The sequence below is a fragment of the Microbispora siamensis genome, assembly GCF_016863095.1.
GTDB lineage: Bacteria > Actinomycetota > Actinomycetes > Streptosporangiales > Streptosporangiaceae > Microbispora > Microbispora siamensis.
In genome coordinates, this window is sequence record NZ_BOOF01000033.1 from 1 (window position 1) to 26,474 (window position 26,474).

The 26,474-nt window shown below is 72.9% G+C and carries 21 protein-coding genes; 13 read left to right on the plus strand and 8 right to left on the minus strand.

The window, feature by feature from the left end; translation table 11 throughout:
* Nucleotides 1-48: 48 nt before the first annotated feature.
* The gene (locus Msi02_RS26765) at nucleotides 49-1,128 is read right to left on the minus strand and encodes an MBL fold metallo-hydrolase (protein WP_239108734.1); all 1,080 of its coding nucleotides are present in this window, start codon (nucleotides 1,126-1,128) and stop codon (nucleotides 49-51) included.
* 203 nt (nucleotides 1,129-1,331) lie between these two features.
* On the opposite strand from Msi02_RS26765, the gene Msi02_RS26770 reads away from it, so the two are divergent.
* The 3 genes from Msi02_RS26770 to Msi02_RS26780 all read left to right on the plus strand — a co-directional run bounded on the left by Msi02_RS26770 (nucleotide 1,332) and on the right by Msi02_RS26780 (nucleotide 5,645).
* On the plus strand, nucleotides 1,332-2,576 hold the full coding sequence (locus tag Msi02_RS26770; protein WP_204050825.1) for a MurR/RpiR family transcriptional regulator: 1,245 nt from the start codon (nucleotides 1,332-1,334) through the stop codon (nucleotides 2,574-2,576).
* A 77-nt stretch (nucleotides 2,577-2,653) separates the two neighbouring features.
* Nucleotides 2,654-4,405 carry a urocanate hydratase gene (hutU, locus tag Msi02_RS26775; RefSeq protein WP_275414181.1) on the plus strand — a complete coding sequence of 584 codons (1,752 nt, stop codon included), beginning with the start codon at nucleotides 2,654-2,656 and terminating at the stop codon, nucleotides 4,403-4,405.
* Nucleotides 4,398-5,645 (plus strand): allantoate amidohydrolase, encoded by a 1,248-nt coding sequence (locus tag Msi02_RS26780; RefSeq protein WP_239108735.1) that lies wholly within the window; start codon nucleotides 4,398-4,400, stop codon nucleotides 5,643-5,645. Before hutU ends, Msi02_RS26780 begins: the two co-directional genes overlap by 8 nt.
* 244 nt (nucleotides 5,646-5,889) lie before the next feature.
* Here the strand turns inward: Msi02_RS26780 and Msi02_RS26785 are convergent, their stop codons facing one another.
* Together Msi02_RS26785 and Msi02_RS26790 are read right to left on the minus strand one after the other, a co-directional pair.
* The gene (locus Msi02_RS26785) at nucleotides 5,890-6,318 is read right to left on the minus strand and encodes a hypothetical protein (protein ID WP_204050827.1); all 429 of its coding nucleotides are present in this window, start codon (nucleotides 6,316-6,318) and stop codon (nucleotides 5,890-5,892) included.
* Between the two features lie 233 nt (nucleotides 6,319-6,551).
* Entirely contained in the window at nucleotides 6,552-8,951 is a 2,400-nt protein-coding gene (locus Msi02_RS26790; protein WP_239108736.1) for a Tex family protein, read from the minus strand.
* A gap of 182 nt (nucleotides 8,952-9,133) precedes the next feature.
* Between Msi02_RS26790 and Msi02_RS26795 the strand changes: the two genes are divergently transcribed.
* Nucleotides 9,134-11,107 carry an APC family permease gene (locus tag Msi02_RS26795; RefSeq protein WP_204050829.1) on the plus strand — a complete coding sequence of 658 codons (1,974 nt, stop codon included), beginning with the start codon at nucleotides 9,134-9,136 and terminating at the stop codon, nucleotides 11,105-11,107.
* Between the two features lie 37 nt (nucleotides 11,108-11,144).
* Here the strand turns inward: Msi02_RS26795 and Msi02_RS26800 are convergent, their stop codons facing one another.
* Entirely contained in the window at nucleotides 11,145-11,525 is a 381-nt protein-coding gene (locus Msi02_RS26800) for a hypothetical protein (RefSeq protein WP_204050830.1), read from the minus strand.
* 126 nt (nucleotides 11,526-11,651) lie between these two features.
* Nucleotides 11,652-13,400, minus strand: a complete 1,749-nt coding sequence (locus Msi02_RS26805; protein WP_204050831.1) for a RecQ family ATP-dependent DNA helicase — start codon at nucleotides 13,398-13,400, stop codon at nucleotides 11,652-11,654.
* Between the two features lie 106 nt (nucleotides 13,401-13,506).
* On the opposite strand from Msi02_RS26805, the gene Msi02_RS26810 reads away from it, so the two are divergent.
* The 3 genes from Msi02_RS26810 (at nucleotide 13,507) to Msi02_RS26820 (ending at nucleotide 16,084) form a co-directional block, all read left to right on the plus strand.
* The gene (locus Msi02_RS26810; protein WP_239108737.1) at nucleotides 13,507-14,508 is read left to right on the plus strand and encodes an NADPH:quinone reductase; all 1,002 of its coding nucleotides are present in this window, start codon (nucleotides 13,507-13,509) and stop codon (nucleotides 14,506-14,508) included.
* A 68-nt stretch (nucleotides 14,509-14,576) separates the two neighbouring features.
* On the plus strand, nucleotides 14,577-15,530 hold the full coding sequence (locus Msi02_RS26815) for a Ppx/GppA family phosphatase (RefSeq protein ID WP_204050833.1): 954 nt from the start codon (nucleotides 14,577-14,579) through the stop codon (nucleotides 15,528-15,530).
* A 125-nt stretch (nucleotides 15,531-15,655) separates the two neighbouring features.
* The gene (locus Msi02_RS26820; RefSeq protein WP_204050834.1) at nucleotides 15,656-16,084 is read left to right on the plus strand and encodes a hypothetical protein; all 429 of its coding nucleotides are present in this window, start codon (nucleotides 15,656-15,658) and stop codon (nucleotides 16,082-16,084) included.
* A 91-nt stretch (nucleotides 16,085-16,175) separates the two neighbouring features.
* Here Msi02_RS26820 and Msi02_RS26825 read toward each other — a convergent pair whose 3' ends face one another.
* A complete protein-coding gene (locus Msi02_RS26825; RefSeq protein ID WP_156080805.1) occupies nucleotides 16,176-16,316 on the minus strand; it encodes a hypothetical protein in 141 nt (46 codons plus the stop codon).
* Between the two features lie 131 nt (nucleotides 16,317-16,447).
* On the opposite strand from Msi02_RS26825, the gene Msi02_RS26830 reads away from it, so the two are divergent.
* From Msi02_RS26830 to Msi02_RS26845, 4 genes are all read left to right on the plus strand, one after another.
* A complete protein-coding gene (locus Msi02_RS26830) occupies nucleotides 16,448-16,939 on the plus strand; it encodes a metallophosphoesterase family protein (RefSeq protein WP_204050835.1) in 492 nt (163 codons plus the stop codon).
* A 37-nt stretch (nucleotides 16,940-16,976) separates the two neighbouring features.
* Nucleotides 16,977-17,558, plus strand: a complete 582-nt coding sequence (locus tag Msi02_RS26835) for a DUF5709 domain-containing protein (RefSeq protein ID WP_204050836.1) — start codon at nucleotides 16,977-16,979, stop codon at nucleotides 17,556-17,558.
* A 114-nt stretch (nucleotides 17,559-17,672) separates the two neighbouring features.
* On the plus strand, nucleotides 17,673-18,086 hold the full coding sequence (locus tag Msi02_RS26840; RefSeq protein WP_079319957.1) for a PH domain-containing protein: 414 nt from the start codon (nucleotides 17,673-17,675) through the stop codon (nucleotides 18,084-18,086).
* A gap of 68 nt (nucleotides 18,087-18,154) precedes the next feature.
* Entirely contained in the window at nucleotides 18,155-18,571 is a 417-nt protein-coding gene (locus Msi02_RS26845; RefSeq protein WP_079319958.1) for a DUF3592 domain-containing protein, read from the plus strand.
* Between the two features lie 37 nt (nucleotides 18,572-18,608).
* On the opposite strand, the gene Msi02_RS26850 is transcribed toward Msi02_RS26845, so the two are convergent.
* Nucleotides 18,609-20,882: a glycoside hydrolase family 3 N-terminal domain-containing protein gene (locus tag Msi02_RS26850; RefSeq protein WP_275414182.1), complete on the minus strand. Its 2,274-nt coding sequence runs from the start codon at nucleotides 20,880-20,882 to the stop codon at nucleotides 18,609-18,611.
* 248 nt (nucleotides 20,883-21,130) lie between these two features.
* On the opposite strand from Msi02_RS26850, the gene Msi02_RS26855 reads away from it, so the two are divergent.
* Entirely contained in the window at nucleotides 21,131-21,838 is a 708-nt protein-coding gene (locus Msi02_RS26855; protein ID WP_204050837.1) for an MBL fold metallo-hydrolase, read from the plus strand.
* Here Msi02_RS26855 and Msi02_RS26860 read toward each other — a convergent pair.
* Nucleotides 21,828-22,007: a putative quinol monooxygenase gene (locus Msi02_RS26860; RefSeq protein WP_204050838.1), complete on the minus strand. Its 180-nt coding sequence runs from the start codon at nucleotides 22,005-22,007 to the stop codon at nucleotides 21,828-21,830. The two genes, Msi02_RS26855 and Msi02_RS26860, sit on opposite strands and share 11 nt — an antisense overlap.
* Nucleotides 22,008-22,141: 134 nt before the next feature.
* Here Msi02_RS26860 and Msi02_RS26865 point away from each other — a divergent pair, with 134 nt between their 5' ends.
* The gene (locus Msi02_RS26865) at nucleotides 22,142-26,422 is read left to right on the plus strand and encodes a glycoside hydrolase family 38 N-terminal domain-containing protein (protein ID WP_204050839.1); all 4,281 of its coding nucleotides are present in this window, start codon (nucleotides 22,142-22,144) and stop codon (nucleotides 26,420-26,422) included.
* Nucleotides 26,423-26,474: the final 52 nt, after the last annotated feature.

The following is a 26,474-nucleotide window of genomic DNA, read 5'->3' on the forward strand; positions in this document are numbered from 1 at the left end:
CCTCACCTGTGAGGGCGGGAATCCCGGTCCATTAGGGCCGGGAGGAAGTCAAAGGATCGTCTGCCACCAGCCGTCCACCGGCGGAGGGTCGTCGACCGTGACGCGCTCGCCCGGCCGCGGCACCACGAGGCGCACGTCGCGGGCCTTGGCCTCCCGCCACAGCTGGTCGATCGGGTCGTTCCAGGCGTGCGGGGCGAGCGCGAACGTGCCCCAGTGCACCGGCAGCAGCACGCGGGCGCGCAGGTCGAGGTGGGTGAGGATCGCCTCCTCCGGCGTCATGTGGATGTCCGGCCAGCCCTTGCTGTAGGCGCCGATCTGGATCACCGACAGGTCGAAAGGCCCGTGCGCCTCGCCGATCGCCGCGTACCCGTCGAAGTAGCCGGAGTCGCCGGTGTAGAAGACCCGCCTGCGCTCGCCAGCGATGACCCACGAGGCCCAGAGGGTCTGGTCCCTGCGGAACCCGCGCCCGGAGAAGTGACGGCCGGGGGTGGCCACGAACCGGAGGCCGGACACCGTGGCCTCCTCGTTCCAGTCCAGCTCGATGATCCGGGACGCGGGCACCCGCCACCGTTCGAGATGGGCGCCGACCCCGAGCGGCACCAGGAACGGCGCGGACTGCGTGCGGGCCAGCAGGCGCACCGTGTCCATGTCGAGGTGGTCGTAGTGGTCGTGCGAGATGACGATCGCGTCGAGTTCGGGCAGCTCGTACAGCGGCACCGGCGGAGGGTGCAGACGACGCGGCCCGGTGAACGACGCAGGGGAGCAACGCTCGCTCCACACCGGATCGAGCAGCACCCGCCGCCCCTGGATCTCGATCAGCGCCGAGGAGTGGCCGTACCAGACGGCGTCGAGGTCGCCGCCCCCGGACGAGCCGGGAGTCATCAGGGGAACGGGCAGGCGGGGCTTGCGCTGCGTCCGGCGGAGGAACTCGCGGGCGACCTGCTGCCTGGTCCCCGGCGGGAGGACGGGACTGGGCGTCGTGTTGCGGAACGCGCCGTCGCGGAACTGTCTGGAGCGCCGCACCCGCAGCGCCCGCTCGCCCGACGGCCGCGCCCCCAGCGCGGCGGGGACGTCCCGCACCGCCCACACCGCCGCCGCCAGGGCGGCCGCTCCCGCGAGGAGCCCCACGCGACGGCCCAGGTCACTACTTCTCAAACCACCGGTCTTCAACGGCAATCTCCTTGCTGAGTTCTGCCGATCAGACTAGGCAATCTCCGCGCCGGTCGCGCCGACGACGCCTTGCCTGTGGACAACCCTCCCTGGAGACTGCGTGGTGAATGAAAGCATGCAGACCGACCGGCCCGGCGCGGGCCAGGCGAGGCGGGGGGACGATGAACACCGGCCACAACGCGGACGACGGCCCGGCCGGCAACCGCGACGACTTCGCCGGCTTCGGCGGCCGTGATGTTGCCGGTGACCGTGATGTTCTCGGCGAGCGGGGCGGCCGGGGCGACCGTGACGTCTTCGGCGACCGTGACGACCGTGATGGCGACGCGGCGTCCCGCCTGCTGCGGCTGTTCGAGGGGCACCGCCTGACGCCCGTGCAGCGCAGGATCGCCCACTGCCTCGCGCAGCACGCCGCGGACGCGCCGTTCCTGTCGAGCATCGAAGTGGCCGAACTGGCCGGGGTCAGCCAGCCGTCGGTGACCCGCTTCGCGATGGCGCTGGGCTACAGCGGATACCCCGGCCTCCGGCGCAGGTTCCGTGAGCTCGGCGTACGGCCCGGCCGGAACGGGGAGGACGCCGGGCCCGATGCCCGCGCCTCCGCGCACACGGCTGCCCACCGGCTCTCCGACGGCGGCGCGGCCGGGCGGGCCGCGGGCAGGGAGCAGGGGCCGGCGGAGACGCTTCAGGCCACGCCGGAGGATCCGCGTCGCCCGTCGTCGCGACCCGGCGCACCCGCGCGCCCCGCGCCTCAGGATCCCGTGCCCTTGGATTCCCCGCCCGAGGATGCCGGGCACCCGGACCCCGATCACGGACCGGATCGGGCGACGGGACCGGGCGGCGAATACCGGCGGGCCGTGCTTGCGGAGATCGAGAACCTGCGCGCCCTCGCCCGGTCGCTGGACGACCCCGGGCCCGTCGCCGAGGCCGCCCGCCTGCTCGCCGCCTCGCGCCCGCTGCCGGTGCTGGGCCTGCGAGCCGCCGCGGCCCAGGCCGCGGGGTTCGCCTACTTCGCGGCGAAGGTCCACCCCGACGTACGGCCCCTGCACGAGGCGGGGTCGCTCCTGGCCGACCGTATCGAGCAGGCGGCGGCGGCCGGGGCGACGGCCCTGCTGTGCTTCGCCCTGCCCCGCTACCCGGCCGAACTGGTGGACGCTCTCCGGGCCGCCCGCACGGCCGGACTGAGCGTCGTCACGGTCGCGGACCGTCGGGTGCCGTCCCTTGCCGGCCTGTCGCACGTTCTGCTCACCGCCGCAGTGGGCACGCACCTGGTGTTCGACACGGCGTGCGCGCCGATGATGCTCGGCCGGGTGCTGCTTGAGGCGATGTGCGACGAACTGCCCGGGGCGCAGGCCCGTCTGGAGGCGTTCGAGGCGTCGGCCGCCGCCCGTGAGGTGTTCCTCATTGACTGAATCTATTCATTCACCCAGGATGGATGGGACTCACTGAATGGGACCATGCGCCGCGGGCGCGGGTGGAAGGAGGACTCGTGGCTGACGACGGCGGCAGCGCCCCCAACGGCCGGGCCCCCAACGGCCGGGCTCCCCACGACCGGGCTTCCGGCGACCGGGCGCCGGTCCGGGCCCCGCGCGGCGGCACGCTGAACACGCGCGGCTGGCAGCAGGAGGCCGCCCTGCGCATGCTGATGAACAACCTCGACCCCGAGGTCGCCGAGCATCCGGAGCGGCTCGTCGTCTACGGCGGCAGCGGCAAGGCGGCCCGCGACTGGCCGTCGTACGACGCCATCGTGCGCGAGCTCACCACCCTGCGGGCCGACGAGACGCTGCTGGTGCAGTCGGGGCGGCCGGTCGGCGTGATGACCACCCACGAGTGGGCCCCCAGGGTGCTGATCGCCAACTCCAACCTCGTCGGCGACTGGGCGACGTGGCCCGAGTTCCGGCGGCTGGAGCGACTCGGACTCACGATGTACGGCCAGATGACGGCCGGTTCGTGGATCTACATCGGCACCCAGGGCATCCTGCAGGGGACGTACGAGACGTTCGCGGCGGTCGCGGCCAAGCGGTTCGGCGGCAGTCTCGCCGGCACGATCACCCTCACCGCCGGGCTCGGCGGCATGGGCGGCGCCCAGCCCCTCGCGGTCACGATGAACGGCGGCGTGGCGATCTGCGTCGACTGCGACCCGCGCAGCGTCGAGCGCCGCATCGGCCACCGCTACCTCGACGTGCGGGCCGAGAGCCTGGACGAGGCGCTGCGCCTGGCCTACGAGGCCAGGGACGCGCGCCGCCCGCTGTCCATCGGGGTCGTGGCCAACGCCGCCGAGGCCGTGCCCGCCCTGCTGGCCGGGGGCGCGGAGATCGACGTCGTGACCGACCAGACGAGCGCGCACGACCCGCTGGCGTACCTGCCCCTGGGCGTCGCGTTCGAGGACATGGCCGCGCTGGCGCGCAAGGACCCTGAGGGGTTCACCCGCCGGGCCCGAGAGTCGATGGCCCGGCACGTGGAGGCGATGGTCGGCTTCCAGGACGCGGGCGCGGAGGTGTTCGACTACGGCAACTCGATCAGGGGCGAGGCGAGCCTCGCCGGGTACGCGCGGGCGTTCGACTTCCCCGGGTTCGTGCCGGCCTACATCCGGCCGCTGTTCTGCGAGGGCAAGGGCCCGTTCCGGTGGGCGGCGCTGTCCGGCGACCCGGCCGACATCGCGACGACCGACCGCGCGATCCTCGATCTGTTCCCCGACAACGAGCCGCTGGCCCGGTGGATCAGGATGGCGGGGGAGCGGGTGCGGTTCCAGGGCCTGCCCGCGCGGATCTGCTGGCTGGGGTACGGCGAGCGCGACCGGGCCGGCGAGCGGTTCAACGACCTCGTGGCCTCGGGGGAGATCTCCGCGCCCATCGTGATCGGGCGCGACCACCTCGACTGCGGCTCGGTCGCCTCGCCCTACCGGGAGACCGAGGGCATGCTGGACGGCTCCGACGCGATCGCCGACTGGCCGCTGCTCAACGCCATGGTCAACGTCGCCTCCGGCGCGTCCTGGGTGTCGATCCACCACGGCGGCGGAGTCGGCATCGGCCGTTCCATCCACGCCGGACAGGTCACCGTCGCAGACGGCACACCGCTCGCGGGGGAGAAGATCCGGCGGGTGCTGACCAACGACCCCGGCATGGGCGTCATCCGGCACGTGGACGCCGGATACGACCGGGCCGCCGAGGTCGCCGTGGAGCGCGGCGTACGGGTTCCGATGGCCGGGGCGGAGCCCGCCGGCCCCGACGCCGATGTCTGAGGGGACGGCGCGGGTCCTGCCGGAGGAGGTGGCGGACGGCTTCCGCCGGATGTGGCGTGACCTGCTCCCGGTGGGCCGGTACGACGCGACGGGCGGATACCGCCGGCACGCCTGGACGGCGGCGGACGCGGAGTGCCGGGCCTGGTTCGCCGAACAGGCCCGGGAGCGTGGCCTGGCGTACGAGACCGACCGCAACGGCAACCAGTGGGCCTGGCTGGGCGATCCCCGGGCCGGGAACGCCGTGGTGACCGGCTCCCACCTGGACTCGGTGCCCGACGGCGGCGCGTACGACGGCCCGCTGGGTGTGGTGGGGGCGTTCGCCGCGCTCGACGCACTCCTGGCGCGCGGGCTCCGGCCGGAGCGGCCGCTGGCGGTGGTGAACTTCACCGAGGAGGAGGGCGCCAGGTTCGGCCTGGCCTGCCTGGGATCGCGGCTGATGACCGGCGCCGTCCGCCCAGAGACGGCGGGGGCGCTGCACGACGCGGACGGCGTCACCCTGGCTGTGGCGATGGAACGGGCGGGACGCGACCCGGGGGCCGCCGGGCGTGACGACGAGCGCCTCGCGCGGATCGGCGCGTTCGTGGAACTGCACGTGGAGCAGGGCCGCCACCTCGCCGCCACGCCGCACCCGGTCGGCGTCGCCTCCGCGATCTGGCCGCACGGCCGCTGGCGCTTCGACTTCCGGGGGGAGGCCAACCACGCCGGGACCACCCGGCTGGAGGACCGGCGCGATCCCATGCCGGCGTACGCGGCGGCGGTGCTGGCCGCCCGGGCGAACGCCGAGCGCCTCGGCGCCCTGGCCACCTTCGGCAGGATCAGGGTCGAGCCCAACGGCACCAACGCCATCGCGTCGCTGGTCAGCGCCTGGCTCGACTGCCGGGCGCCGGACGCCGCCCTGCTGGACACGCTCGTCGAGGAGACGGCCCGGGCGGCCGAGGGGGCCGAGGTGACCCGGGAGTCCTACACGGCGGTCGTGAACTTCGACGTGCCCCTGCGTGACCGCGTCGCGCGTGTCCTCGGTGGCGCGCCGGTGCTGCCCACGGGAGCGGGGCACGACGCGGGCATCCTCTCCGGCGAGGTTCCCGCGGCCATGCTGTTCGTGCGCAACCCCACGGGCGTCTCGCACTCGCCGTACGAGTACGCCGAGGAGGCCGACTGCCTCGAAGGGGTCGCCGCCCTCGCCGCCGTTCTCGAGGACCTGCTCGCGACGGCCGCCGACGGCCCCGGCGCGGCTCACTGAGCGCGCAGGCGGTGGGGCGGCCGGGCACGGGCCCTGCTCGCGACGACCTTCAAGGCCCCCGAAGCAACAATCGGAATCCCAAGTCAGGTGGAATTCATTCCGGGTTTCGGCAAAGCCGCAATCGCGGAACTGTTCGAATGGGGCCGGATATCTCCATACTCCCGTGCTTATGGGCTTTTGCTGGCAAAAAGGCTTATTGCACCCTGATGGGTGACTGAGGCGTTTGCTGCCTCTAGCGTGAGAATCAGGGTCCAGATCCAAGGTTCGACGGATCGATTCGAGCTCCGTGAATTCGGACGTCGTCCGCTTTCTCGTCGCGGAGCCGAACGGGGGGATACCCATGTTCAAAGAAGCATTGGCTGCCGCCGTCATGACGGCTTCGGCCCTCGTCGTCCCTGTCACGATGCAGACGCAGCCCGCCAATGCCGCCGGCACGACCGAGCAGGTCATCCGGCCGTCGACCACGGGGGACTGCCCGGGAGGCAGATGCCGCGAGAGGCACCACCGTCACCACCGCCATCATCGCGAGCAACAGCAACAGCAACAGCAACAACAGGAGGGCCGCGGCGGTCAGCAACAGCAGCAGCAGCAACAACAACAGGGCCGCAGCGGTCAGCAACAGCAACAACAACAACAGCAACAGCACGGCCGTGGCGGTCAGCAACAGCAGCAACAACAGCAGCAGCAGTGACCGAATGACCGTCCGCGCAGCGGTCCGGCCAGGTGCACGACTACCTGACGCGCGGTAAGGCGCCGCCGTCGACGCCGAGCTGCCGGACGTCGTGCCTGATCAACCCTGGGCCCCGCGTCCACTGCCTCGCGGGGCATGTTCCGCGCCGCACGCGGTCCCGGCGCACCGAAGGCGGGCGCCGGGTGCGTGCGGCCGGCGGATCGGGGTGAGATGCGTCAGCGGGAGCGGCGGTCGCCGGAACCGGGATCGGCCAGACCGGCCCGGCGCAGGGCCTCGGCCATGGCCCCGCCCAGCGGCGCGCCGCCCGAGCCCCGGCCGTTGCCGCGGCCCGACCCGCCCCTGCCGTTCTGGTTCTGACCACCCTGGTTCTGGCGGGACGGGTTCTGGCGCTGCTGGCCCCGCCGGCCACCCTGGCGGTCCTCGCGGGCCTCGCCGTTCGGCCCGCCCCTGCGGCCGTTGCCCGCCGTCTCGTCCTCCAGGCGCAGCGTGAGGGAGATGCGCTTGCGCTGGAGGTCCACGTCGAGAACCTTGACGCGGACGATGTCGCCGGGCTTGACCACCTCGCGCGGGTCCTTCACGAACGAGTTGGACATCGCGGACACGTGGACCAGGCCGTCCTGATGCACGCCGATGTCGACGAACGCTCCGAACGCGGCGACGTTGGTGACGACGCCCTCCAGGATCATGCCGGGCGACAGGTCGGACGGCTTCTCGACGCCCTCCTTGAACGTGGCGGTCTTGAACGCCGGGCGGGGGTCGCGACCCGGCTTCTCCAGTTCCTTGAGGATGTCGGTGACGGTCGGCAGGCCGAAGGTGTCGTCGACAAAGTCCGACGGCTTCAGCGAGCGGAGCGCGGAGGTGTTGCCGATCAGCGTGCGCAGGTCGCTCTTGGTGAAGTCGAGGATGCGGCGCACCACCGGATAGGCCTCCGGGTGCACGCTGGAGGCGTCGAGCGGGTCGTCGCCGCCCGGGATGCGCAGGAAGCCCGCGCACTGCTCGAACGCCTTCGGGCCGAGCCGCGGCACCTCCTTCAGCCCGCTCCGCGAGCGGAACGGCCCGTTGGAGTCCCGGTGCGCGACGATGTTCTCCGCGAGTCCGGCGCTGATGCCGGAGACGCGGGTCAGCAGCGGGGCGGACGCGGTGTTGACGTCCACGCCCACCGCGTTCACGCAGTCCTCCACCACCGCGTCGAGCGAGCGCGACAGCTTCACCTCAGACACGTCGTGCTGGTACTGGCCGACACCGATGGACTTGGGGTCGATCTTGACCAGCTCGGCCAGCGGGTCCTGCAGGCGCCGCGCGATCGACACCGCGCCGCGCAGCGAGACGTCCAGGCCGGGCAGCTCCTGTGAGGCGTAGGCCGACGCCGAGTACACCGAGGCCCCGGCCTCCGAAACCACGATCTTGGTGAGGTGCGGCATGTGCTTGACCAGCTCACCGGCGAGCTTGTCGGTCTCCCGCGACGCGGTGCCGTTGCCGATGGCGATCAGCTCCACCTTGTGCTCGGTCGCCAGCCGGGCCAGCACCGCGAGCGACTGGTCCCACTGCCGCTTGGGCTCGTGCGGGTAGATCGTCTCGGTGGCCACGACCTTGCCCGTGCCGTCCACGACCGCGACCTTCACACCGGTGCGCAGCCCCGGGTCGAGGCCCATGGTCGGCCTCGTCCCGGCGGGGGCGGCCAGCAGCAGGTCGCGCAGGTTGGCCGCGAAAACGTGCACGGCCTCCTCCTCGGCCGCCTGCCACAGCCGGGTGCGCAGATCGATGCCCAGGTGCACGAGGACGCGTGTCCGCCAGGCCCAGCGCACGGTGTCGAGCAGCCACTTGTCGGCCGGGCGGCCGAGGTCGGCGATGCCGAAGCGCCGGGCGATCCGCGCCTCGTAGTCGTTCGGCTCCTCGGCCTCCGGGTCGAGGGTGAGCGTGAGCACCTCCTCCTTCTCGCCCCGGAACATCGCGAGGATGCGGTGCGAGGGCAGCCGGGTGAAGGGCTCGGAGAAGTCGAAGTAGTCGGAGAACTTGGCCCCGGACTCCTGCTTGTCCTCCCGCACCTGGGAGATCAGACGCCCGCGGGACCACATCCGCTCCCGCAGGTCGCCGATGAGGTCGGCGTCCTCGGCGAAGCGCTCGACCAGGATGGCCCTGGCGCCCTCCAGCGCGGCGGCGGCGTCGGCCACGCCCTCGCGTACGTACCCCTCCGCGGTCGCCTGGGGGTCCAGCGACGGGTCGGCGAGCAGCGCGTCCGCCAGCGGCTCCAGCCCGAGCTCCCTGGCGATCTGCGCCTTCGTGCGGCGCTTGGGCTTGAAGGGCAGGTAGATGTCCTCCAGCCGGGCCTTGGAGTCGGCCTCCATGATCCGCGCTTCCAGGGCCTCGTCGAGCTTGCCCTGGGAGCGGATCGAGTCGAGGATGGCGGCCCGCCGCTCCTCCAGCTCGCGCAGGTACCGCAGCCGCTCCTCCAGCGTGCGCAGCTGGGCGTCGTCGAGCGCGCCCGTGGCCTCCTTGCGGTAGCGGGCGATGAACGGCACCGTCGCCCCGCCGTCGAGCAGGTCGACGGCCGCGGTGACCTGGCTCTCGCGCACGCCGAGCTCTTCGGCGATCCGCTGCTGAATGGACGTCGTCACGATCCTGATCCGCCTTCTTCCGGGTCCGCCCTCTCCGGGGGCTCTCATTCTGCCGGATCCCCCGGGCCCCCTCGCCCCGCCTGTGGACAACCCCGTGCGGCGCCCCCGATGTCGGTCGCCACCGCTATCGTCTGTCCCGCCGCCCTCGAAGGGACGAGGGCCGACGAGGAGAGTGAGCCGAGGTGACGACGTCCACGCGGCGGGAGGCCGCGGACGACAGTACCGGGGGCGACGCGAGCGGGGGCGACAGAACCCGGAGCGGCGGGGCCGGGGCATTCCGGGCCTGGTTGCTCGAGGGCCTCCAGCGCGACCCGGGTGCGACGGGGCCGCACGCCGGCCAGCCGGGCACGCGCCACCCGTGGTGGCAGGTGATGTGCCTCACCGGTGTCGACTACTTCTCCACGCTCGGCTACCAGCCGGGCATCGCCGCCCTGGCCGCGGGGGCGCTGTCGCCGATCGCGACGGCGATGCTGGTGGCGCTCACGCTGTTCGGCGCCCTGCCCACCTACCGCGCGGTCGCGGCGCGCAGCCCGCACGGCATGGGGTCGATCGCCATGCTGGAGCGGCTGCTGCCGCACTGGTGGGGCAAGCTCCTGGTGCTCGTGCTGCTCGGCTTCGTCGCCACCGCGTTCGTCTTCACCATCACCCTGTCGGCGTCCGACGCGACCGCGCACCTGATTGAGAACCCGTTCTTCCCCGACGTCCTGTCGGGGCAGCGGGTGCCCATCACGCTGCTGCTGATCGCGGTCCTCGGGGTGATCTTCCTGCGCGGGTTCAGCGAGGCGATCGGGCTGGCCGTGGTCCTCGTGGGGGTCTACCTCGCGCTCAACACCGTGGTCGTGGTGGTGGCGCTGCGCGAGGTGGTCGGCCACCCGGACCTGCTGGCGGACTGGCGGGGCGCGCTGACCGCCGACCACTCCGGCCCGCTCGCGATGATCGGCATGTCGCTGCTGGTGCTGCCCAAGCTGGCCCTCGGACTGTCGGGCTTCGAGACCGGTGTCGCGGTGATGCCGCAGATCAGGGGCGAACTCGACGAGCGGGTCCGCGGCGCCCGGCGCCTGCTCACCACCGCCGCGCTGGTCATGAGCGTCTTCCTGCTCGCCAGCAGCGTGGCGACCAGCGTGCTCATCCCGGCCGCCGAGTTCCGCGAGGGCGGCAGGGCCAACGGGCGTGCGCTGGCCTACCTGGCGCACCAGTATCTGGGCGACTGGTTCGGCAGCGCCTATGACCTGAGCACGATCGCCATCCTGTGGTTCGCCGGCGCCTCGGCGCTCACCGGCCTGCTCAACATCGTGCCGCGTTACCTGCCCCGATACGGCATGGCGCCCGACTGGGCCCGCGCCGTACGGCCCCTGGTGCTGGTCTTCACCGCGATCGCGTTCGGCATCACGATCCTGTTCCGGGCCGGGGTGGAGGCGCAGGGCGGCGCGTACGCGACGGGCGTGCTCGCGCTGATCCTCTCGGCGGCGGTGGCCGTCACGATCAACGCCGCCCAGGAGGGCAGGAAGGGCCCGGCCATCGCCTTCGGCGTGATCTCCGTCGTGCTCCTGTACGCGGCCGTGGAGAACATCAGGGAGCGGCCCGACGGCCTGAAGATCGCGCTGCTGTTCGTCGTCGCCATCGTCGTCACCTCGCTCATCTCCAGGGCGACCCGCTCGACCGAGCTGCGCGCCACCAAGGTCGAGCTCGACGAGACCGCCCGCGCGATCGTGCTGGGCGTGCGGGGGGAGCTGCGGCTGATCGCCAACGAGCCGGACGCGCGCGATCCGGCCGAGTACGCCGACAAGGACCGGGAGACGCGGGAGTACCACCACCTCCCGGAGGACGAGCCGATGATCTTCCTGGAGGTCACCCTCGGCGACGCCTCGGAGTTCGAGTCGGAGTTGCGCGTCGCGGGGGAGGAGCGGCACGGCTACCGGGTGCTCACCGTGCGGAGCCCCGCCGTGGCGAACACGATCGCGGCGATCCTGTTCCATCTGCGCGACCTCACGGGCAAACGGCCGCACGTGTACTTCCACTGGGCCGAGGGCAATCCGGTGGGGGCCCTGCTGCGTTACCTCGTCTTCGGCGGCGGGGACGTGCCGCCGCTGACTCGTGAGGTCATTCGCAAGGCCGAACCCGACCTCGCCCGGCGCCCCCAGGTCCACGTGAGCTGACAGCGGCGATCCGGCGCCGGGAGTGCCCGGCGCGTGCTCAGCGGGCGTGGAGCCGCTCGTACAGGCCGGCGCTGGTCAGCAGCAGGAGCGTGAGGGTGAGCAGCGCGTGCGACGCGAACGGTGCGCCCCGGGCGGGCCTCTCGCCGGCCGCATCCTGCAGTGCGGTCCGGCCCAGCGTGGTCTCCGGGTGGTGGGCCAGGTAGCCGGTGGGGAACGTGGTCACGGTCCCGCAACCGCATCCGGGGCAGGTCGTCCCGGACCAGGGCGGCTCGACCGTCACGTCGTCCCGGATCCACACCACGACGTCGATGCCCTGCTCGTCGCGCACGCGGTGGACGACGTACTCCTCCTCCCAGACCCGCAGGCAGTACAGGCACTCGAACGGCCACGTCTCCGTGCTGCTGGTTCCCTCCCGCACCGGTACCACCCCCGAATTCACGACCTCCGCCTACGAGTCTCAACACAGGGTGAAACCACTGCAAGTGGTGCCAAGGCCACGATCGGTAATGATTGCCCAGCCGGGGTGAGTGCTTCTCGTGATCCGTCAGACCACTTCGAGCAGCTCGTCGACCAGGCCGAGCGCCAGCGTCTTGTAGCCCACGGAGTCGAACAGCACGGTGATCCGGTCCTGCTCGCGGCTCATCACGATCCCGTGCCCCCACTCGGCGTGCCGTACGTCCGCGTGCATGGGGAACCGCCCGTCGCCGGTCTCCGGCGGGGTCGCCGTCCCCGAGCGGCAGGTGTCGCAGTCGCCGCACGACCGCTCGTACGGCTCGCCGAAGTACTCCAGCAGGAAGCGGCGCCGGCAGCCGGTCGTCTCCGCGTAGCCGCGCATCATCTCCAGCCGGGAGTCCTCCATCCGGTGCCGGAGGTCGTCGATCTCCACGGCGTGGGCGGCGGCCTCGTCCGGCGGCGGGCCGTCCGGGGCGTAACGCAGGGCGCCGCCGTGGGTGACCTCGACCGCGCCCGCGCGTTCCAGCAGGTTGACGTGCGAGGTCAGCCTGGCGGCCCCGACGTCGAGGAGCTCGCGCAGGTCGGCGGCGGCCACCTCGCCGCCGTGTTCGTGGACCAGCGTCGCGACGCGCCGCATCAGGGCCTCGTCCGCGCGGCCCGCGGTGAAGAACTTGCGCAGTCCCAGGTCCTCGGGCCGGTAGAACAGCACGGCGTCGGCCGGGTTGCCGTCCCGGCCAGCCCGGCCGATCTCCTGGTAGTACGCGTCGAGCGACTCGGGGGGCGCGGCGTGCAGCACGTAGCGCACGTCGTGCTTGTCGATGCCCATCCCGAAGGCTGAGGTCGCCACGACGGTGTCGAGGTCGTCGTCCTGGAACCGCTCGTGGATGCGGCGGCGTTCCTTCGCCTTCATCCCCGCGTGGTAGGCCTCGGCCCGGCGGCCGCGCTCCTTCAGCAGTTCCGCGTACTCCTCGGCCTGGCGCCGCGTCGCCACGTAGATCAGCCCCACGCCGTCAAGCCCGGCGGCGTGGTCGGCCAGGGCCCTGCGCTTGTCGTCGTCGCTCGTGAACCGGTGGACTTCGAGGTGCAGGTTGGGCCGGTCGAATCCCCGCACGATCTGCTGCGCGCCGACCAGGCCGAGCGACTCGACGATCTCCTCGCGCACGGTCGGCGCGGCCGTGGCCGTCATCGCGATCACCGGAGGATGGCCAAGACGCTCGATGACCTTGCCGAGCCGCAGGTACTCCGGCCGGAAGTCGTGGCCCCAGGCGGACACGCAGTGCGCCTCGTCCACGGCGATCAGCGAGGGCCGGGCCTGGGCCAGCCGCTCGACCACCTCGGGCTTGGCGAGCTGCTCCGGCGACAGGAACACGTACTCGGCGTCGCCCGCCGTGACCTGGTCGAGCCCCGCCTCGACCGAGCCGGCCGAGTTCACCGCCACCGCGCCCGCCGCCCCCGCCTTCAGCAGGCCCATGACCTGGTCGCGCTGCAGGGCGATGAGCGGAGAGACGACGACCGTCGGGCCCTCCAGGAGCAGTCCGGGCACCTGGTAGACGGCCGACTTCCCGCCGCCGGTCGGCATCACCAGCAGCACGTCGCGCCCCGCCAGCAGGAGCTCCATCGCCTCCTGCTGGCCCGGACGCAGCTGCTGCCAGCCGAACGCCTCCCTGGCCGTGGCCCGCAGGCGCCTGCCCCGGCGCCCGAAATGCCGGCCGAAGCGGCCTCCCGCCCAGCCCCTGGCCCAGCTTCCCGACCAGTCCCTCGACCAGCCGCCCCCCGTGCCGCCGAGCCTGTCACCGGGCCGTCCGCCGGACAGGCCCCCGTACCTCTGCCTGACGCTCATTCCACCGCACCCCCTCGCCCGATCGGCCTGCAACTACCCGAGCGGAAAGGGCCGAACCGGAATAGCCTCAGGGACCCGGCGGCTTAGAGCCGGTATGAGAGCGATCGTGTATTCCGAGACCGGTGACAGCGGCGTCCTGCGCCTGACCGACCGGCCGGTGCCCGAGCCGGGACCCGGCGAGGTACGGGTGCGGGTGGTGCGGTCGGGCGTCAACCCCACCGACTGGAAGGCGCGGCGCGGCGCGCTGCGCCATCCGGAGGCCGTGCCCAACCAGGACGGCGCAGGCGTCGTGGACGCGACCGGACCGGGCGTGACCGGGGTGGCGCCGGGAGACCGGGTGTGGCTCTGGGAGGCCGCCTGGGGACGGCCGGACGGCACCGCCCAGGAGTACGTCGTCCTGCCCGAGCGGCAGGTCGTGCCGCTGCCGGACGGCGCCTCTTTCGACCTCGGCGCGAGCCTCGGCATTCCCGCGCTGACCGCGCATCGCTGCCTGACCGTGCGCGAAGGCGGGCCGGACCGGCTCGCCCCCGGCGCGCTCGACGGCAGGACCGTCCTCGTCGCGGGCGGCGCCGGGGCCGTGGGCAACGCCGCGATCCAGTTGGCCCGCTGGGCCGGGGCGACCGTGGTGACCACGGTCAGCGGGCCGGAGAAGGCGGCGCTGGCCCGGGCCGCGGGGGCGCACCACGTGATCAACTACCGCATCGGGGATCCGGCGGCGGAGATCCGCGCCGTGGCCCCGGAGGGCGCCGACATCGTGGTGGAGGTCGCGCCGGCGCCGAACGCCGCCCTCGACGCGGCGGTCACCGCGCCGCAGGGAGTCGTCGCGGTGTATTCGACCGACGGGGGAAACGACGTCGAGCTGTCGGTGTGGGAGCTGTTCACCCGCAACATCCGCTACCAGTTCGTGCTCGTCTACACGGTTCCCGAGGCCGCCAAGGACGCCGCGGTGGCGGATGTCCGCGCGGCGGTCGAGGCGGGGGCGCTGCGGGCGGGGGAGGAGGCCGGGCTGCCCCTCCACCACTTCCCGCTGGAGCGTACGGCCGACGCCCACGACGCGGTCCAGTCGGGCGTGGTCGGCAAGGTGCTCGTGGACGTCGCGCCGGAGTGAGCCCCAGGTGAGTCCGGGGGCCGGGAGGGGCGATGGATCTTTTCCGCGCGGGCGGTAGCGTCGGGGGCATGCGACTCGGAGTCCTGGACGTCGGTTCCAACACGGTGCACCTGCTGGTGATGGACGCGCATCAGGGTGCCCGGCCTCTGCCCGCGTTCTCCCACAAGGAGGAACTGCGGCTGGCCGAGCATCTCGTCGACGGCGACAGGCTCAGCGAGGAGGGCGCGGCGCGGCTCGGGGCCTTCGTGCGCGAGGCGGCCCGCATCGCCGAGGACAAGGGCGTGGAGGACCTGGTCGCGTTCGCGACTTCGGCGGTCCGCGACGCGGTCAACGGCGAGGACGTGCTGGCCCAGATCAAGGCCGACACCCGGGTGGACATCCAGGTGCTGTCGGGGGACGACGAGGCCAGGCTGACGTTCCTGGCCGTACGCCGCTGGTTCGGCTGGTCCTCCGGGCGGCTGCTGGTGACCGACATCGGGGGCGGCTCGCTGGAGATCGCCTCCGGCATCGACGAGGAGCCCGACGTCGCCGTCTCCCTCCCGCTCGGCGCGGGGCGGCTCACCCGCGACTGGTTCACCGCCGACCCGCCCGATCCCGAGGAGGTGCGCGCGCTGCGACGGCACGTACGCACCGAGATCGCGCGGACGGTCGGGGCGGTCGCCAGGTACGGCAGGCCGGACCACGCGGTCGCCACGTCCAAGACCTTCCGCCAGCTCGCGCGCATCGCGGGGGCGGCGTCGTCCGGCGAGGGCCCGTACGTCAAGCGGACGCTGACGCACGAGGACCTGGTCGAGTGGACGGCCCGGCTGGCCACGATGCCGGCGGCCCGCCGGGCGGAGCTCCCCGGCGTGTCCGCGGGGCGGGCCGCGCAGCTTCTCGCCGGTGCGGTCGTCGCGGACGCCGCGATGGACCTGTTCGAGCTGCCGGTGCTGGAGATCTGCCCGTGGGCGCTGCGGGAGGGCGTGATCCTGCGCAGGCTAGACGGCCTGCCCATGGGTGGGCCCCCGCTGGCCGATCAGTAAGGTATGAAGGTCATCCAAACGGGGCAGGCACCAATAACCGGCAAATTTCGTTCCTCTACGTGGCGGGTGATGTTCCACCGGCCACCGGAGTGCCGTAATCGGGGTCGACCTCTGGAGGAATCTCAATGGTGGAGCTGCTGGGAGCCGTGGTCTCCCTGGCGGCGGTGGCGGTGCTGGTGCTCGGAGCCGTGGTGGTGATCGCGATCGTGACCCTGGTCTGGCTGGGCGCGATGGCGGTGAGCACCGGGCGCGAGTCCTACGGGCGGGCGGCACCCGTCCCGGCGGGCACGGGCACGGACGGGCGCGCGCGGAACTCCCTGGCCGCCGAGGCCGGGGAGAACGGTGCGCCCGCCGGCGGATCCGGCAAGGCACCCGCGAGCGGGTCCGGCAAGGAACCCGCGATCGGGCTCGTGAACGGGTCCGGCAAGGCACCCGTGAAGGGGTCCGGGAAAGCGCCCGTCAACGTGTCCGGCAACGGGCACGTGAACGGGCGACCCCCGGGCAGGGGCGCGGACCGGCAGGTCCGGGCCGTCGCCGCCTCCGCACGTCGCTAGCGAGGCCCACACCGGCGTCAGCGTCCCCGTCAGGAACTTCCTGGCGGGGACGCCGTCGTTCCGGGCGCTTCGCTGCCGGACGGCGCCGCCGTCAGCGGCTCTCCCTGCTCTGCCCGGACAGCGTCTTGACCAGCTCGGTGAGGCGGGCGACCTGAGTCTCCAGCCCGCGTACGCGTGCCTCGAGCTCGGACAGGGTGGGGGCTTGGTAGCCGTCGGCGATCTGCCTGCTCATCGTTCCTCCCGAGCGGGACCGGCCGGGGGAGACCGGTGTAGGGGTGCAGGGCATGAGGGTCGTGCGGGTCCTGAATCCCTATTCCCCGAATATGTGATTTGGCACCTCTTCTCTGCGGGGAAGATGGAACGGTGAAGGTCGTCGTGCTCGCGGACACCCACGCTCCCCGGCGTTGGAAGTCCTGCCCGCCCGCGGTCGCCGAGCACCTGCGAGGGGCGGACCTGATCCTGCACGCCGGTGACGTCTGCACCGCGGACGTCCTGGTGGAGCTGTCCGCGTACGCTCCGGTCCACGCGGTGCTCGGCAACAACGACGGCCCGGACGTCGCGGCCTGGGGCGCGCCCGAGACGCTCCAACTCGACCTCGGCGGGCTCCGGGTGGCGATGATCCACGACAGCGGCCAGGCCACCGGGCGGACCGCGCGGATGCGGCGCCGCTTCCCCGAGGCCGATCTGGTCGTCTTCGGCCACTCGCACATCCCCATGGACCTGACCGGCGACGGGGTGCGGGTGTTCAACCCCGGCTCGCCCACCGACCGCCGTCGCCAGCCGCACGGCACCATCGGAATCCTCGACGTCGAGGGCGGCGTGCTGCGGCGGGCCGAGATCGTCCCCGTCACCTGACCTGCCTAAGGGCCGTACGGCGGGGCATGGGGCCGGTATGAGAGAGAACAGACCACAGCCCGACCCGCGTTCGCGGTTCGAGGACGAAGGCATTCCGGACCTGCAGGAGGGCACGCCCGAGCAGCAGTGGGCCGAGGACCCGCAGGAGATGCCGCTGCCCGGCGACCGGCCTCTGGGCCTCGACGAGTACGGCACCACGCCCAACGAGATGCGCGAGGGCGAGTCCCTCGGCCGCCGCCTGTCCCGTGAGGTCCCCGACGTGGACGTCCGGTTCGGCACGGAGCCCGGCACGGCGGGTGGCCGTCGCGAGGAGAAGGCGGCCGAGGCCGACGTCCTCGGTGAGAGCGGCGACCAGCCGTACGAGAGGTACGACACCGGCACCGGCGACGAGGCCGGCGGCTACGGGTCCGGCGACCCGGCCGATTACGCGACCGCCAACCCGGCCCAGCCCGGCAGGTACGGCACCGCGGAGCCGGGCAGGGCCGGCCGGCTCGTCGATCCGGACGGCGGCATGGGCGTGGACACCGAGAAGGACCTGATCGCCGAGGACGTGGGGCCGGATTTCGGCGGCTACACGGCGGAGGAGCAGGCGATGCGCGTGGAGGACGAGACGCCGTAGGACGAGACGCCGGCAGGGGGAGACGGCGGCGGCCGTGCGATCGGGCCGCCGCCGCGCGGCGTGAGGGGCCGGGAAGGAGCCGCGAGAGGCTCTCGCATTCGTTACGCTGCCTCGATGGCGGGAGTTGAGGAGCCGCGGCACGAATGGCGGGTGCCGCGCGGGATCGTTGCGCTGAAGGTCGCCGGCACGGTGCTGTGCGGTGTGCTGGCCGTCGCGGGCGACGGCGCGCAGCTCTTCCTCGCCGGCGTCGCCACTCTGGGGTTCGGCCTGCTGACCGGCCGCGACCTGGTCGCGCCGGTGCGGCTCGCGGCGGGGGAGGACGGTCTGGTCGTCACCGGGCTCTCCGGCCGGGAACGCATCTCCTGGAACGACGTGGACCGCATCCGGGTGGACTCCCACCGCCGCTACGGCCTGACGACCGAGCTGCTGGAGATCGACGCCGGCGAGCAGATCCACCTGTTCAGCCGTTTCGACCTCGGCGAGCCGGTCGTCGACGTGGCCGAGACGCTCATGCGGATGCGCCCCTGATCCGTGCGCGCGTCGCGGTTTGGGAACGGTGCAAGCCGATCGCAAGCGCGGGGCCCTAAGGTCCGAGCGTGTCACAAACCGCTCTCATCACACTGATCCTCTCGGGTCTCGGGCTCGTCTTCGGCCTCATCGGCGGCGGCATCACCATGAACGCCCGGGAGTTCCGCCGCCGGGCGCAGCGCACCCGCGGCCTGGTCGTCGGACTGCGGGCGAGCCGGTCCGACGACGGCACCTCGTACTACCCGACCATTCGCTTCACCACCCTGTACGGCCAGCAGGTCGAGGCCGAGACCACCTACGGGAGCAACCCGCCGCCCGCGCGGCCGGGTGAGGAGGTCACGGTGCTGTACGACCCGGCCAGGCCGACACGGATCCGCATCGACAGCGCGGCCGGGAGCGGCACGCTCCTTGGCGGCATCTTCCTCGCGGTCGGCATCGTCCTGTTCACCGCGGGGGCGGGGGTGGCGTTGGCCCAGACGTTCTGAGCCCAGGCGTTCCGTCCCCGCCCCTCCGGCGCATGGGTCATCCGGTCGTGCAGGCCGTCCCGTTCAGGGTGAATGCGGTGGGGGCGGGGTTGGCGCCGCTGTAGGACCCCTGGAAGCCGAAACTCGCCGTGCCGCCGCTCGCGCCGATGGTTCCGTTCCAGGTGGCGTTGGACGCGGTGACCTGCTGGCCCGACTGCATGATCGTCGCGTTCCAGTAGCCGGTGACCTTCTGGTCGCCGGCGTAGGTCCACTGGAGCCGCCAGCCGTTGACCGGGCTCGACGACCTGTTGGTGATCGTCACGTCGGCGGTGAACCCGCTGCCCCAGTCGTTCACCTTGTACGTCACCACGCACCCCCCGGAGGACGGCGAGGGCGACGGGCTGGCGCTCGGCGAGGGGCTGGGGGACGGAGAGACCGACGGAGACGGGGAAGGGGACGGCGAGGGCGATGGGGAGGGCGACGGGCTGGAGCCCGTGTAGGTCAGCCCGAAGCCGTACTCGAACAGCGCCTGCTTGCCGTCCCCGGCGTTGATCGGCTGCTGGTCGGCGCTGCGCATCCAGGTCATCGGCAGCTTCGCGGTGGGCGCGTAGTCGCCGAACAGCACGTCGGCCACGCCGCGCCCCTCGGTGCCCGGCAGCCAGGCCGCCACCAGCGCGTTCCACTGGTCGATCTGGCCGGCGATGTCCAGCGGCCGGCCGGAGACGAGCACCACGACCAGCGGCACGCCGGACGCCTTGAGTCGCTGCAGCGTGGCCAGGTCGGTGGAGTCGAGGCCCATCGACCCGGTCCGGTCGCCCTGGCCCTCCGCGTACGGCGTCTCGCCCACGACGGCGATCGCCGCACGGTAGGAGGAGTCGATGCCGCTGCCGTCGCGGTTGTAGGTGACCTGCGTGCCGGAGCCGACGGTGTCGCGGATGCCCTGCAGGATCGTGGTGCCCTGCGTGATGTTCCCGGACGAGCCCTGCCAGCTGATCGTCCAGCCGCCGCTCTGGTTGCCGATGTCGTCGGCGCTCTTGCCGGCCACGAAGATCTTGCCGCCGCTCTTGCCGAGCGGGAGCACGTTGCCCGCGTTCTTCAGCAGAACCAGCGACTTGCGCACGGCCTCGCGGGCGATGGCGCGGTGCGCCGCGCCGCCCACCGTGGACGTGTAGGACCGGTCGGTCAGCGGCCTCTCGAACAGCCCCAGCTCGAACTTCTTGGCCAGGATGCGCCGGTTGGCGTCGTCGATCCGCGACATCGCGATGTGCCCGGCCTGCACCTCCTGCTTGAGCAGCGAGATGAACTTCTTGTAGTCGGTCGGCACCATCACCATGTCGACGCCCGCGTTGATCGCCGTGGTGATCTCGTTCGCGGTGAAGCCGGTCTGGCCGTCGAGCTGGTCGATGCCCGCCCAGTCGGTGACCACGAAGCCGGTGAAGCCGAGCTCGCCCTTCAGCACGTCGGTGAGCAGGTACTTGTTGCCGTGCATCTTGACGCCGTTCCAGGAGCTGTAGGACACCATGACGGAGCCCACGCCGCGCTGCACGGCGGCCTTGAACGGCGCGAGGTGGATGGCCCGCAGGTCGGCCTCGCTGAGTTCGGTGTTGCCCTGGTCCTTGCCGCCCGTGGTGCCGCCGTCGCCCACGTAGTGCTTGGCGGTGGCGAGGATGGAGGCGTTCCCGGCCTTCTGGAAGCCGTCCACGATCGTCGTCATCTGGGTGACGAGCTGCGGGTCCTCGCTGAAGGACTCGTACGTGCGGCCCCAGCGGTCGTTGCGGGCCACGCACAGGCAGGGGGCGAAGGTCCAGTCGATCCCGGTGCCCGACACCTCCTCGGCCGCCGCCCGCCCGACCCGCTCCACCAGGTCGGGGTCGCGGGTCGCCCCCAGTCCGATGTTGTGCGGGAAGATCGTAGCGCCGACGACGTTGTTGTTCCCGTGCACGGCGTCGATCCCGTAGATCATCGGAATGCCGAGCGGGGTGGACAGCGCCTGCCGCTGGAAGTTGTCGTACATGTCGGCCCAGGACGACGGAGTGTTCGGGGAGGGCGCCGAGCCGCCGCCGGACAGGATCGACCCCAGCCGGTACGTCGCCACGTCGGAGACCGACGTCAGGACCGACCGGTCGGCCTGGGTCATCTGCCCGACCTTGTCGTCCAGCGACATCCTGGACAGCAGGTCGTCCACCCGCGCCGCCACCGGAAGGCTCGGATCCTTGTAGGGGGCGTCGGCCGCTCGCGCGACCCCGCGGTCGGCGGTGAAGACGGCGCCCAGCGCCACGGCGAGCAGCGCCACGAGCGTGGTGACCCAGACGGGTCTCAGCCGGGATGTCATCAGGTCCTCCTCGATGTTCCCGCCGACCGTAGGAATCGCCGGAATTCGGGTCAAACGATGTGACTCCCGGACACTCGCCACCAGCCGCGCACCACGAAACTTTCACGCTCGGCTCGATCACGGGTTCGGCAGCAGGGTCTGGCAGCACGGTTTGGCAGCACGGTTCGGCAGCGGGGTTCGGCTCAGGGCGGATCCGCTCCGGGCGAAGACCGCGCCGAGGGCCGCTCCGCCGGTTCTAGCGTCGCGGCATGGATGTCGTCGAACTTCTGCCCAGCCTGTATTTCCTGCGGTTTCCCGTCGGGCACGTCTACGTGTGGCGCGACCCCGACGGGCTCACACTGATCGACTCCGGGGTTCCCGGCTCCGCGCCGCTCATCGAGAGCGCCGTCCGTTCGCTCGGGCACACGCCGTCCGACGTACGGCGCCTGGTGCTGACGCACTTCCACGAGGACCACACCGGCTCGGCCGCCGACATCGTCTCCTGGGGCGACGTCACCGTGTACGCCCACCGCGACGACGCGCCCTTCATCCGGGGCGAGGCAGCCGGGCCCCCGCCGGTCCTTTCCGATTGGGAGCGGGAGCTGTGGGACCGGGTCCACGCGGGCATGCCGCACGTGCCCGCGCCGCCCGTACGCGTGGACCGCGAGCTGGGGGACGGCGACACGCTGGACTTCGGCGGCGGGGCGCGGGTGCTGGCCGTGCCCGGTCACACCCCCGGCAGCCTCGCGGTGCACCTGCCCGGGCCGGGCGTGCTGTTCACCGGCGACACCATCGCCCGCGCTCCCGACGGGCAGGTCATCCTCGGCGTGTTCAACGCCGACCCGCCCGCGGCCGTCGCCTCGTTCGCGCGGCAGGCGGCTCTCGACGTCGAGATCGCCTGTTTCGGTCACGGGGAGCCCGTCACCGAGGGCGCGTCCGGGCTCATCAGGGACGCCGCGGCCCGTTTCACCGGATGAAGCCGGCCAGCTCCTCGGCGAACTCGATCTGGGGCTCGGCGACGAGCAGCTCTCCGAACCGGGCCACGAAACCCGAGACGTACGGCATCGCGAAGTGGGCCTCGCGCGCGGCCTCGTCCGCATACTTCTCGTAGATGATGAACGTGTCCGTGCCCTGCCGGTGGAGCACGCGCGCGCCGAAGCGGTACCGGAGCGGGACGGCCGGCCGAGATCGCAGGGGTGAGGCCGGTGCGGACGGGGGATGTCTCGACCGTCACCTGTCCCCCCAGCGGCCGCCGTGGGGAGCCGCAGTTAGGGGTGCGCATGCGCATCGCCGCCGTCGAATCCACCGAACTGTTCGTCCGCACGGCCACCGGCGACGGCCCGCGCCAGGTGGTCCGCGTCGTACTCGACGAGGTGCCGGACGACGCGTCTGCGGTGGTCGAGGTCACCGGTCCCGAGGTGCGGGGCGAGCACACGGCGGAAGGCCGGCCCCCCGGCCTGGTGGTGGAGGTGCCCGTGGAGGCCGCCGCGCCCGCCGCGGTCCCCGGTGCGCGCGTCCCGATCACCGTGCGGGCCGCCGCGGGCCGGGAGCGGTGCACGGCCGAGGGCGAACTGCTCGTGGCCGAGCCGGGGTGGACCGTCTGGATGATCCCCCACTTCCACTACGACCCGGTCTGGTGGAACACCCAGGCCGCCTACACCGCCACCTGGGACCACGCGGGCGGCCTGGCGCAGGCGAACCGGCAGGAGTTCCAGCACGCGGGGTTCGACCTCGTCCGCCTTCACCTGGACACCGCCAGGAGGGAGCCCGGCTACAAGTTCGTGCTCGCGGAGGTCGACTACCTCAAGCCGTACTGGAACGCCCACCCCGAGGACCGGGCATACCTGCGCCGCCTGCTCGCCGAGGGCCGGCTGGAGATCATGGGCGGCACCTACAACGAGCCGAACACCAACCTGACCGGTCCCGAGGCGACGATCCGCAACATCGTCCACGGGATCGGCTTCCAGCGCGACGTGCTCGGCGGGGATCCGGCGACGGCCTGGCAGCTCGACGCGTTCGGGCACGACCCGCAGTTTCCCGGGCTGATCGCCGAGGCGGGGCTGACGTCCAGCTCGTGGGCGCGCGGCCCCTATCACCAGTGGGGCCCGATGCTCGCCGGCGGCGGCTGGGGCGACCCGTCGGTCATGCAGTTCCCCTCGGAGTTCGAGTGGCTGTCGCCGTCCGGGCGCGGGGTGACCACCCACTACATGCCGGCCCACTACAGCGCCGGGTGGTGGATGGACTCCGCGCCGGACCTGGAGCAGGCCGAGGCCGCCGTCTACGAGCTGTTCACGCTGCTCAAGAAGGTCGCCGCGACCCGCAACGTGCTGCTGCCCGTCGGCACCGACTACACCCCGCCCAACAAATGGGTCATGGAGATCCAGCGCGACTGGAACCGGCGCTACGTCTCGCCCCGGTTCGTCTGCGGCCTGCCGAGGGAGTTCTTCGCCGCCGTGCGGGACGAGGGCGTCCGCCTGACGCCGCAGACGCGGGACATGAACCCGATCTACACCGGCAAGGACGTGTCGTACATCGACACCAAGCAGGCGCAGCGGCACGCCGAGACGCGGCTCGCCGACGCAGAGAAGTTCGCCGCCGTCGCCGCGGCGACCCTCGGCGCGCCCTACCCGCACGCCGCCCTCGACAAGGCCTGGCGGCAGATCGCGTACGGCGCGCACCACGACGGCATCACCGGATCGGAGTCCGACCAGGTCTACCTGGACCTGATGACGGGCTGGCGGGAGGCGTACGACCTGGGCGGGCGGGTCCTCGACGCGTCGCTGCGCCGCCTCGGCGAGGGGCTGACCGGCGTCGCCGTCTGGAACCCCTCCTCCTGGCCCAGGACCGACCTCGTCCGCGTACGGCTGACGCTGCCGGCGCCGGGATCGTACGGCGTCGCGCTCGACCCGCCCGCGCGCGGTCTGCTGCTGGAGCATCCCGAGCGGCACCCCGACGGCAGCCTCGCGGCCGTGGACGCGGTCTTCGTCGCCGACGACGTGCCCGCGCTCGGGTATCGCACGTTCCGGCTGGTGCCCACCGCCGCGCCCGCCCCGATCGGCTGGGCCGTACGCGAGGGGACCCGCATCGAGAACGCCACCCACGCGGTGGAGGTCGACCCCGAGCGCGGCGGGACGGTGTCGAGCCTCACGGTCGAGGGCCGCGAACTGCTGCAGCAGGACCGGGTGGGCAACGAACTGCTCGTCTACGACGAGCACCCGGCCCACCCCCGGTTCGGTGAGGGCCCCTGGCACCTGGTGCCGAGCGGAGGGATGAGCGGCTCGGCCGCGGCCCCCGCCGAGGTCGCCGTCGCAGAGTGCCCGGCGGGGCGGCGGATCGTCGTCGGCAGCCGGGTCGGCCCGGTCGTCTACACGCAGGAAATCACGCTCTGGGACGGGCTGCCGCGGGTGGACCTCACCACCCACGTGGACGAGTTCCACGGCTCCGACGTGCTGGTGCGGCTGCGCTGGCCGGTGCGGGTGCCGGGGGCGCTGCCGGTCAGCGAGGTCGCGGGCGCCGTCGTCGGCCGCGGGTTCGGCCTGATCGACGTGGACTCCGCGCAGCACCCGTGGACGCTGGACAACCCGGCGCACAACTGGTTCGCGCTGTCGTCCACGGCCCGCGTCGTGCTGCGCTCGCCCGCCGGACGCCCCCTCGGCGCGCGGGCCGTCGGCGTCGCCGAGATCATCGCGCCGCCGGACGCGGCCGCCGCCGACCTGAGAGACCTCGCCGTGGCGCTCGTAGGGCAGGGCGTGACCTCGACGTGCTCCACCGGGCCCGGACCCCGGTACGGGAACCTCGCCGTGGACTCCAACCTGCCCGACGTGCGCATCGCGGTCGGCACGCCCGAGGAGAACCCGTTCGTCGCGGCGCTGCTGGACGACGCGGAGGCCGCCGAGCTGCGCGCGCGTCTCGACGCCGAGGGCCGGGCCCGCCTGTGGGTGCCCGCCGACGAGCCGCTGGAGAAGGTCTGGGTGCCGGGCGCCGACCTCACCGGCCCCCGCGACCTTCCGGTGCTCGTGGTCTGCGGCGAGGGCGCGGTCGAGGAACTGGCCGCGGACCTCGCCGACGCGGCCGTGGAGGTGGTGACGGACGCCGAGCCTGCCGACGCGGTTCTCGACGACTACACGATCGGGCTGGTGAACCGGGGCCTCCCGGGCTTCGCGGTCGATCCGTCGGGGGCGTTGCACGTGTCGCTGATGCGGTCGTGCACCGGCTGGCCGTCCGGCGTGTGGATCGACCCGCCGCGCCGCACCGCGCCCGACGGCTCCGGCTTCCAGCTCCAGCACTGGACCCACACGTTCGAGTGCTCCCTGGTGGCCGCCCCGGGCGACTGGCGCGCGGCCGATCTCGTGCGGATCGGCCACGACGTCAACCACCCGCTGGCGGCGACCACGGGGCTTGACGGGCGGGACTGGCAGGACGGGCCGGCCGGCGAGTCGCGGTCGTTCCTGGAGACCGGGCCCGGCCTGGTCCTCACCGCGCTCAAGGCGGCCGGGAACCCGATCGCCTCGGGCCGGACGCCCGGCGCGGTGACCGCACTGACCGCCCGCGTGTACGAGGCCGGCAGCCGCACCGTGCCGCTGTCGATCGCCACGACACTGCCTCTGGGGCCGTGGCGGCGGGCCGACCTGCTGGAGAACGCCACCGGGGACGCCCCCGGCACGCTCGACGGCATGGAGATCGTCACGCTGGTCGCCCTGCTCCGTCCCCCGCCCACGTCCGCGCCGGACGCCGCCGACGTGGGCGGGGAGCGGGCCGGCGACCTGGAGGCGGGCGGGGCGGCGGGCGGCCGGGTGGTGGTCTGCGGGAGTGCGCCGCCGGTGCCGGAGACCGAGCCGCACCAGCCGGTCCACACGCGCTACTGGCTGAACAACACCGGGGCCGCGCCGATGGGGGACCTGCCGGTCGCCGTGCACCTGTACCCACCCGACCTGGACGTCGCGGGGCCTGTGGACCTGACCCTGACCATCGCCTCCGGCCTCACGAAGGAGCAGGCGGAGGGCGTGGTCACGCTCACCGCCCCCGACGGCTGGTCGGTGGCGCCCGCCGTCCGGCCGTACGTGCTGCCTCCGGGGGGCCACGCCACCGTGCCGGTGCGGCTCACGCCGCCTCCCGGCGCCGAGGGCGGCCTCCACCTGCTCACCGCGCGCACCGAGTTCGGCGGCCAGGCGTACGAGGACGTGACCCGGCTGCACGCGTTCCGGCCGGGCGAGGGCGGGCGGCGGTCGCCGGGGCTGGAGGTGACGCTGGAGGGTCTCGGCCACCCGCCACACCTGCGGCTGACGCCCGGCGGCCGGGCGGAGGTCGTGGTCCGGCTGCGGTCCGAGGCGTGGTCGCCGGTCTCCGCACAGGCACAGCTCGTCAGCCCGTGGCAGACGTTCGAGATGTTCCCCGAGTGGAACGGCGGGGCGGTCGTGCCGCCCGAGGGCGAGGCGGAGGTGCGCTTCCCGGTACGCGTGCCGCCGGGCATTCGCCCGGGCCGCTGGTGGGCGCTCGTGAAGATCGCCAGCGCCGGGTGGCTGCACTACACGGACACGATCGAGGTCGAGGTCGAGCCGTGAACGGCCCGGGCGCGCCCTTGACCGGCGTCGCCGCACCGGCGTCCCGCGCAGA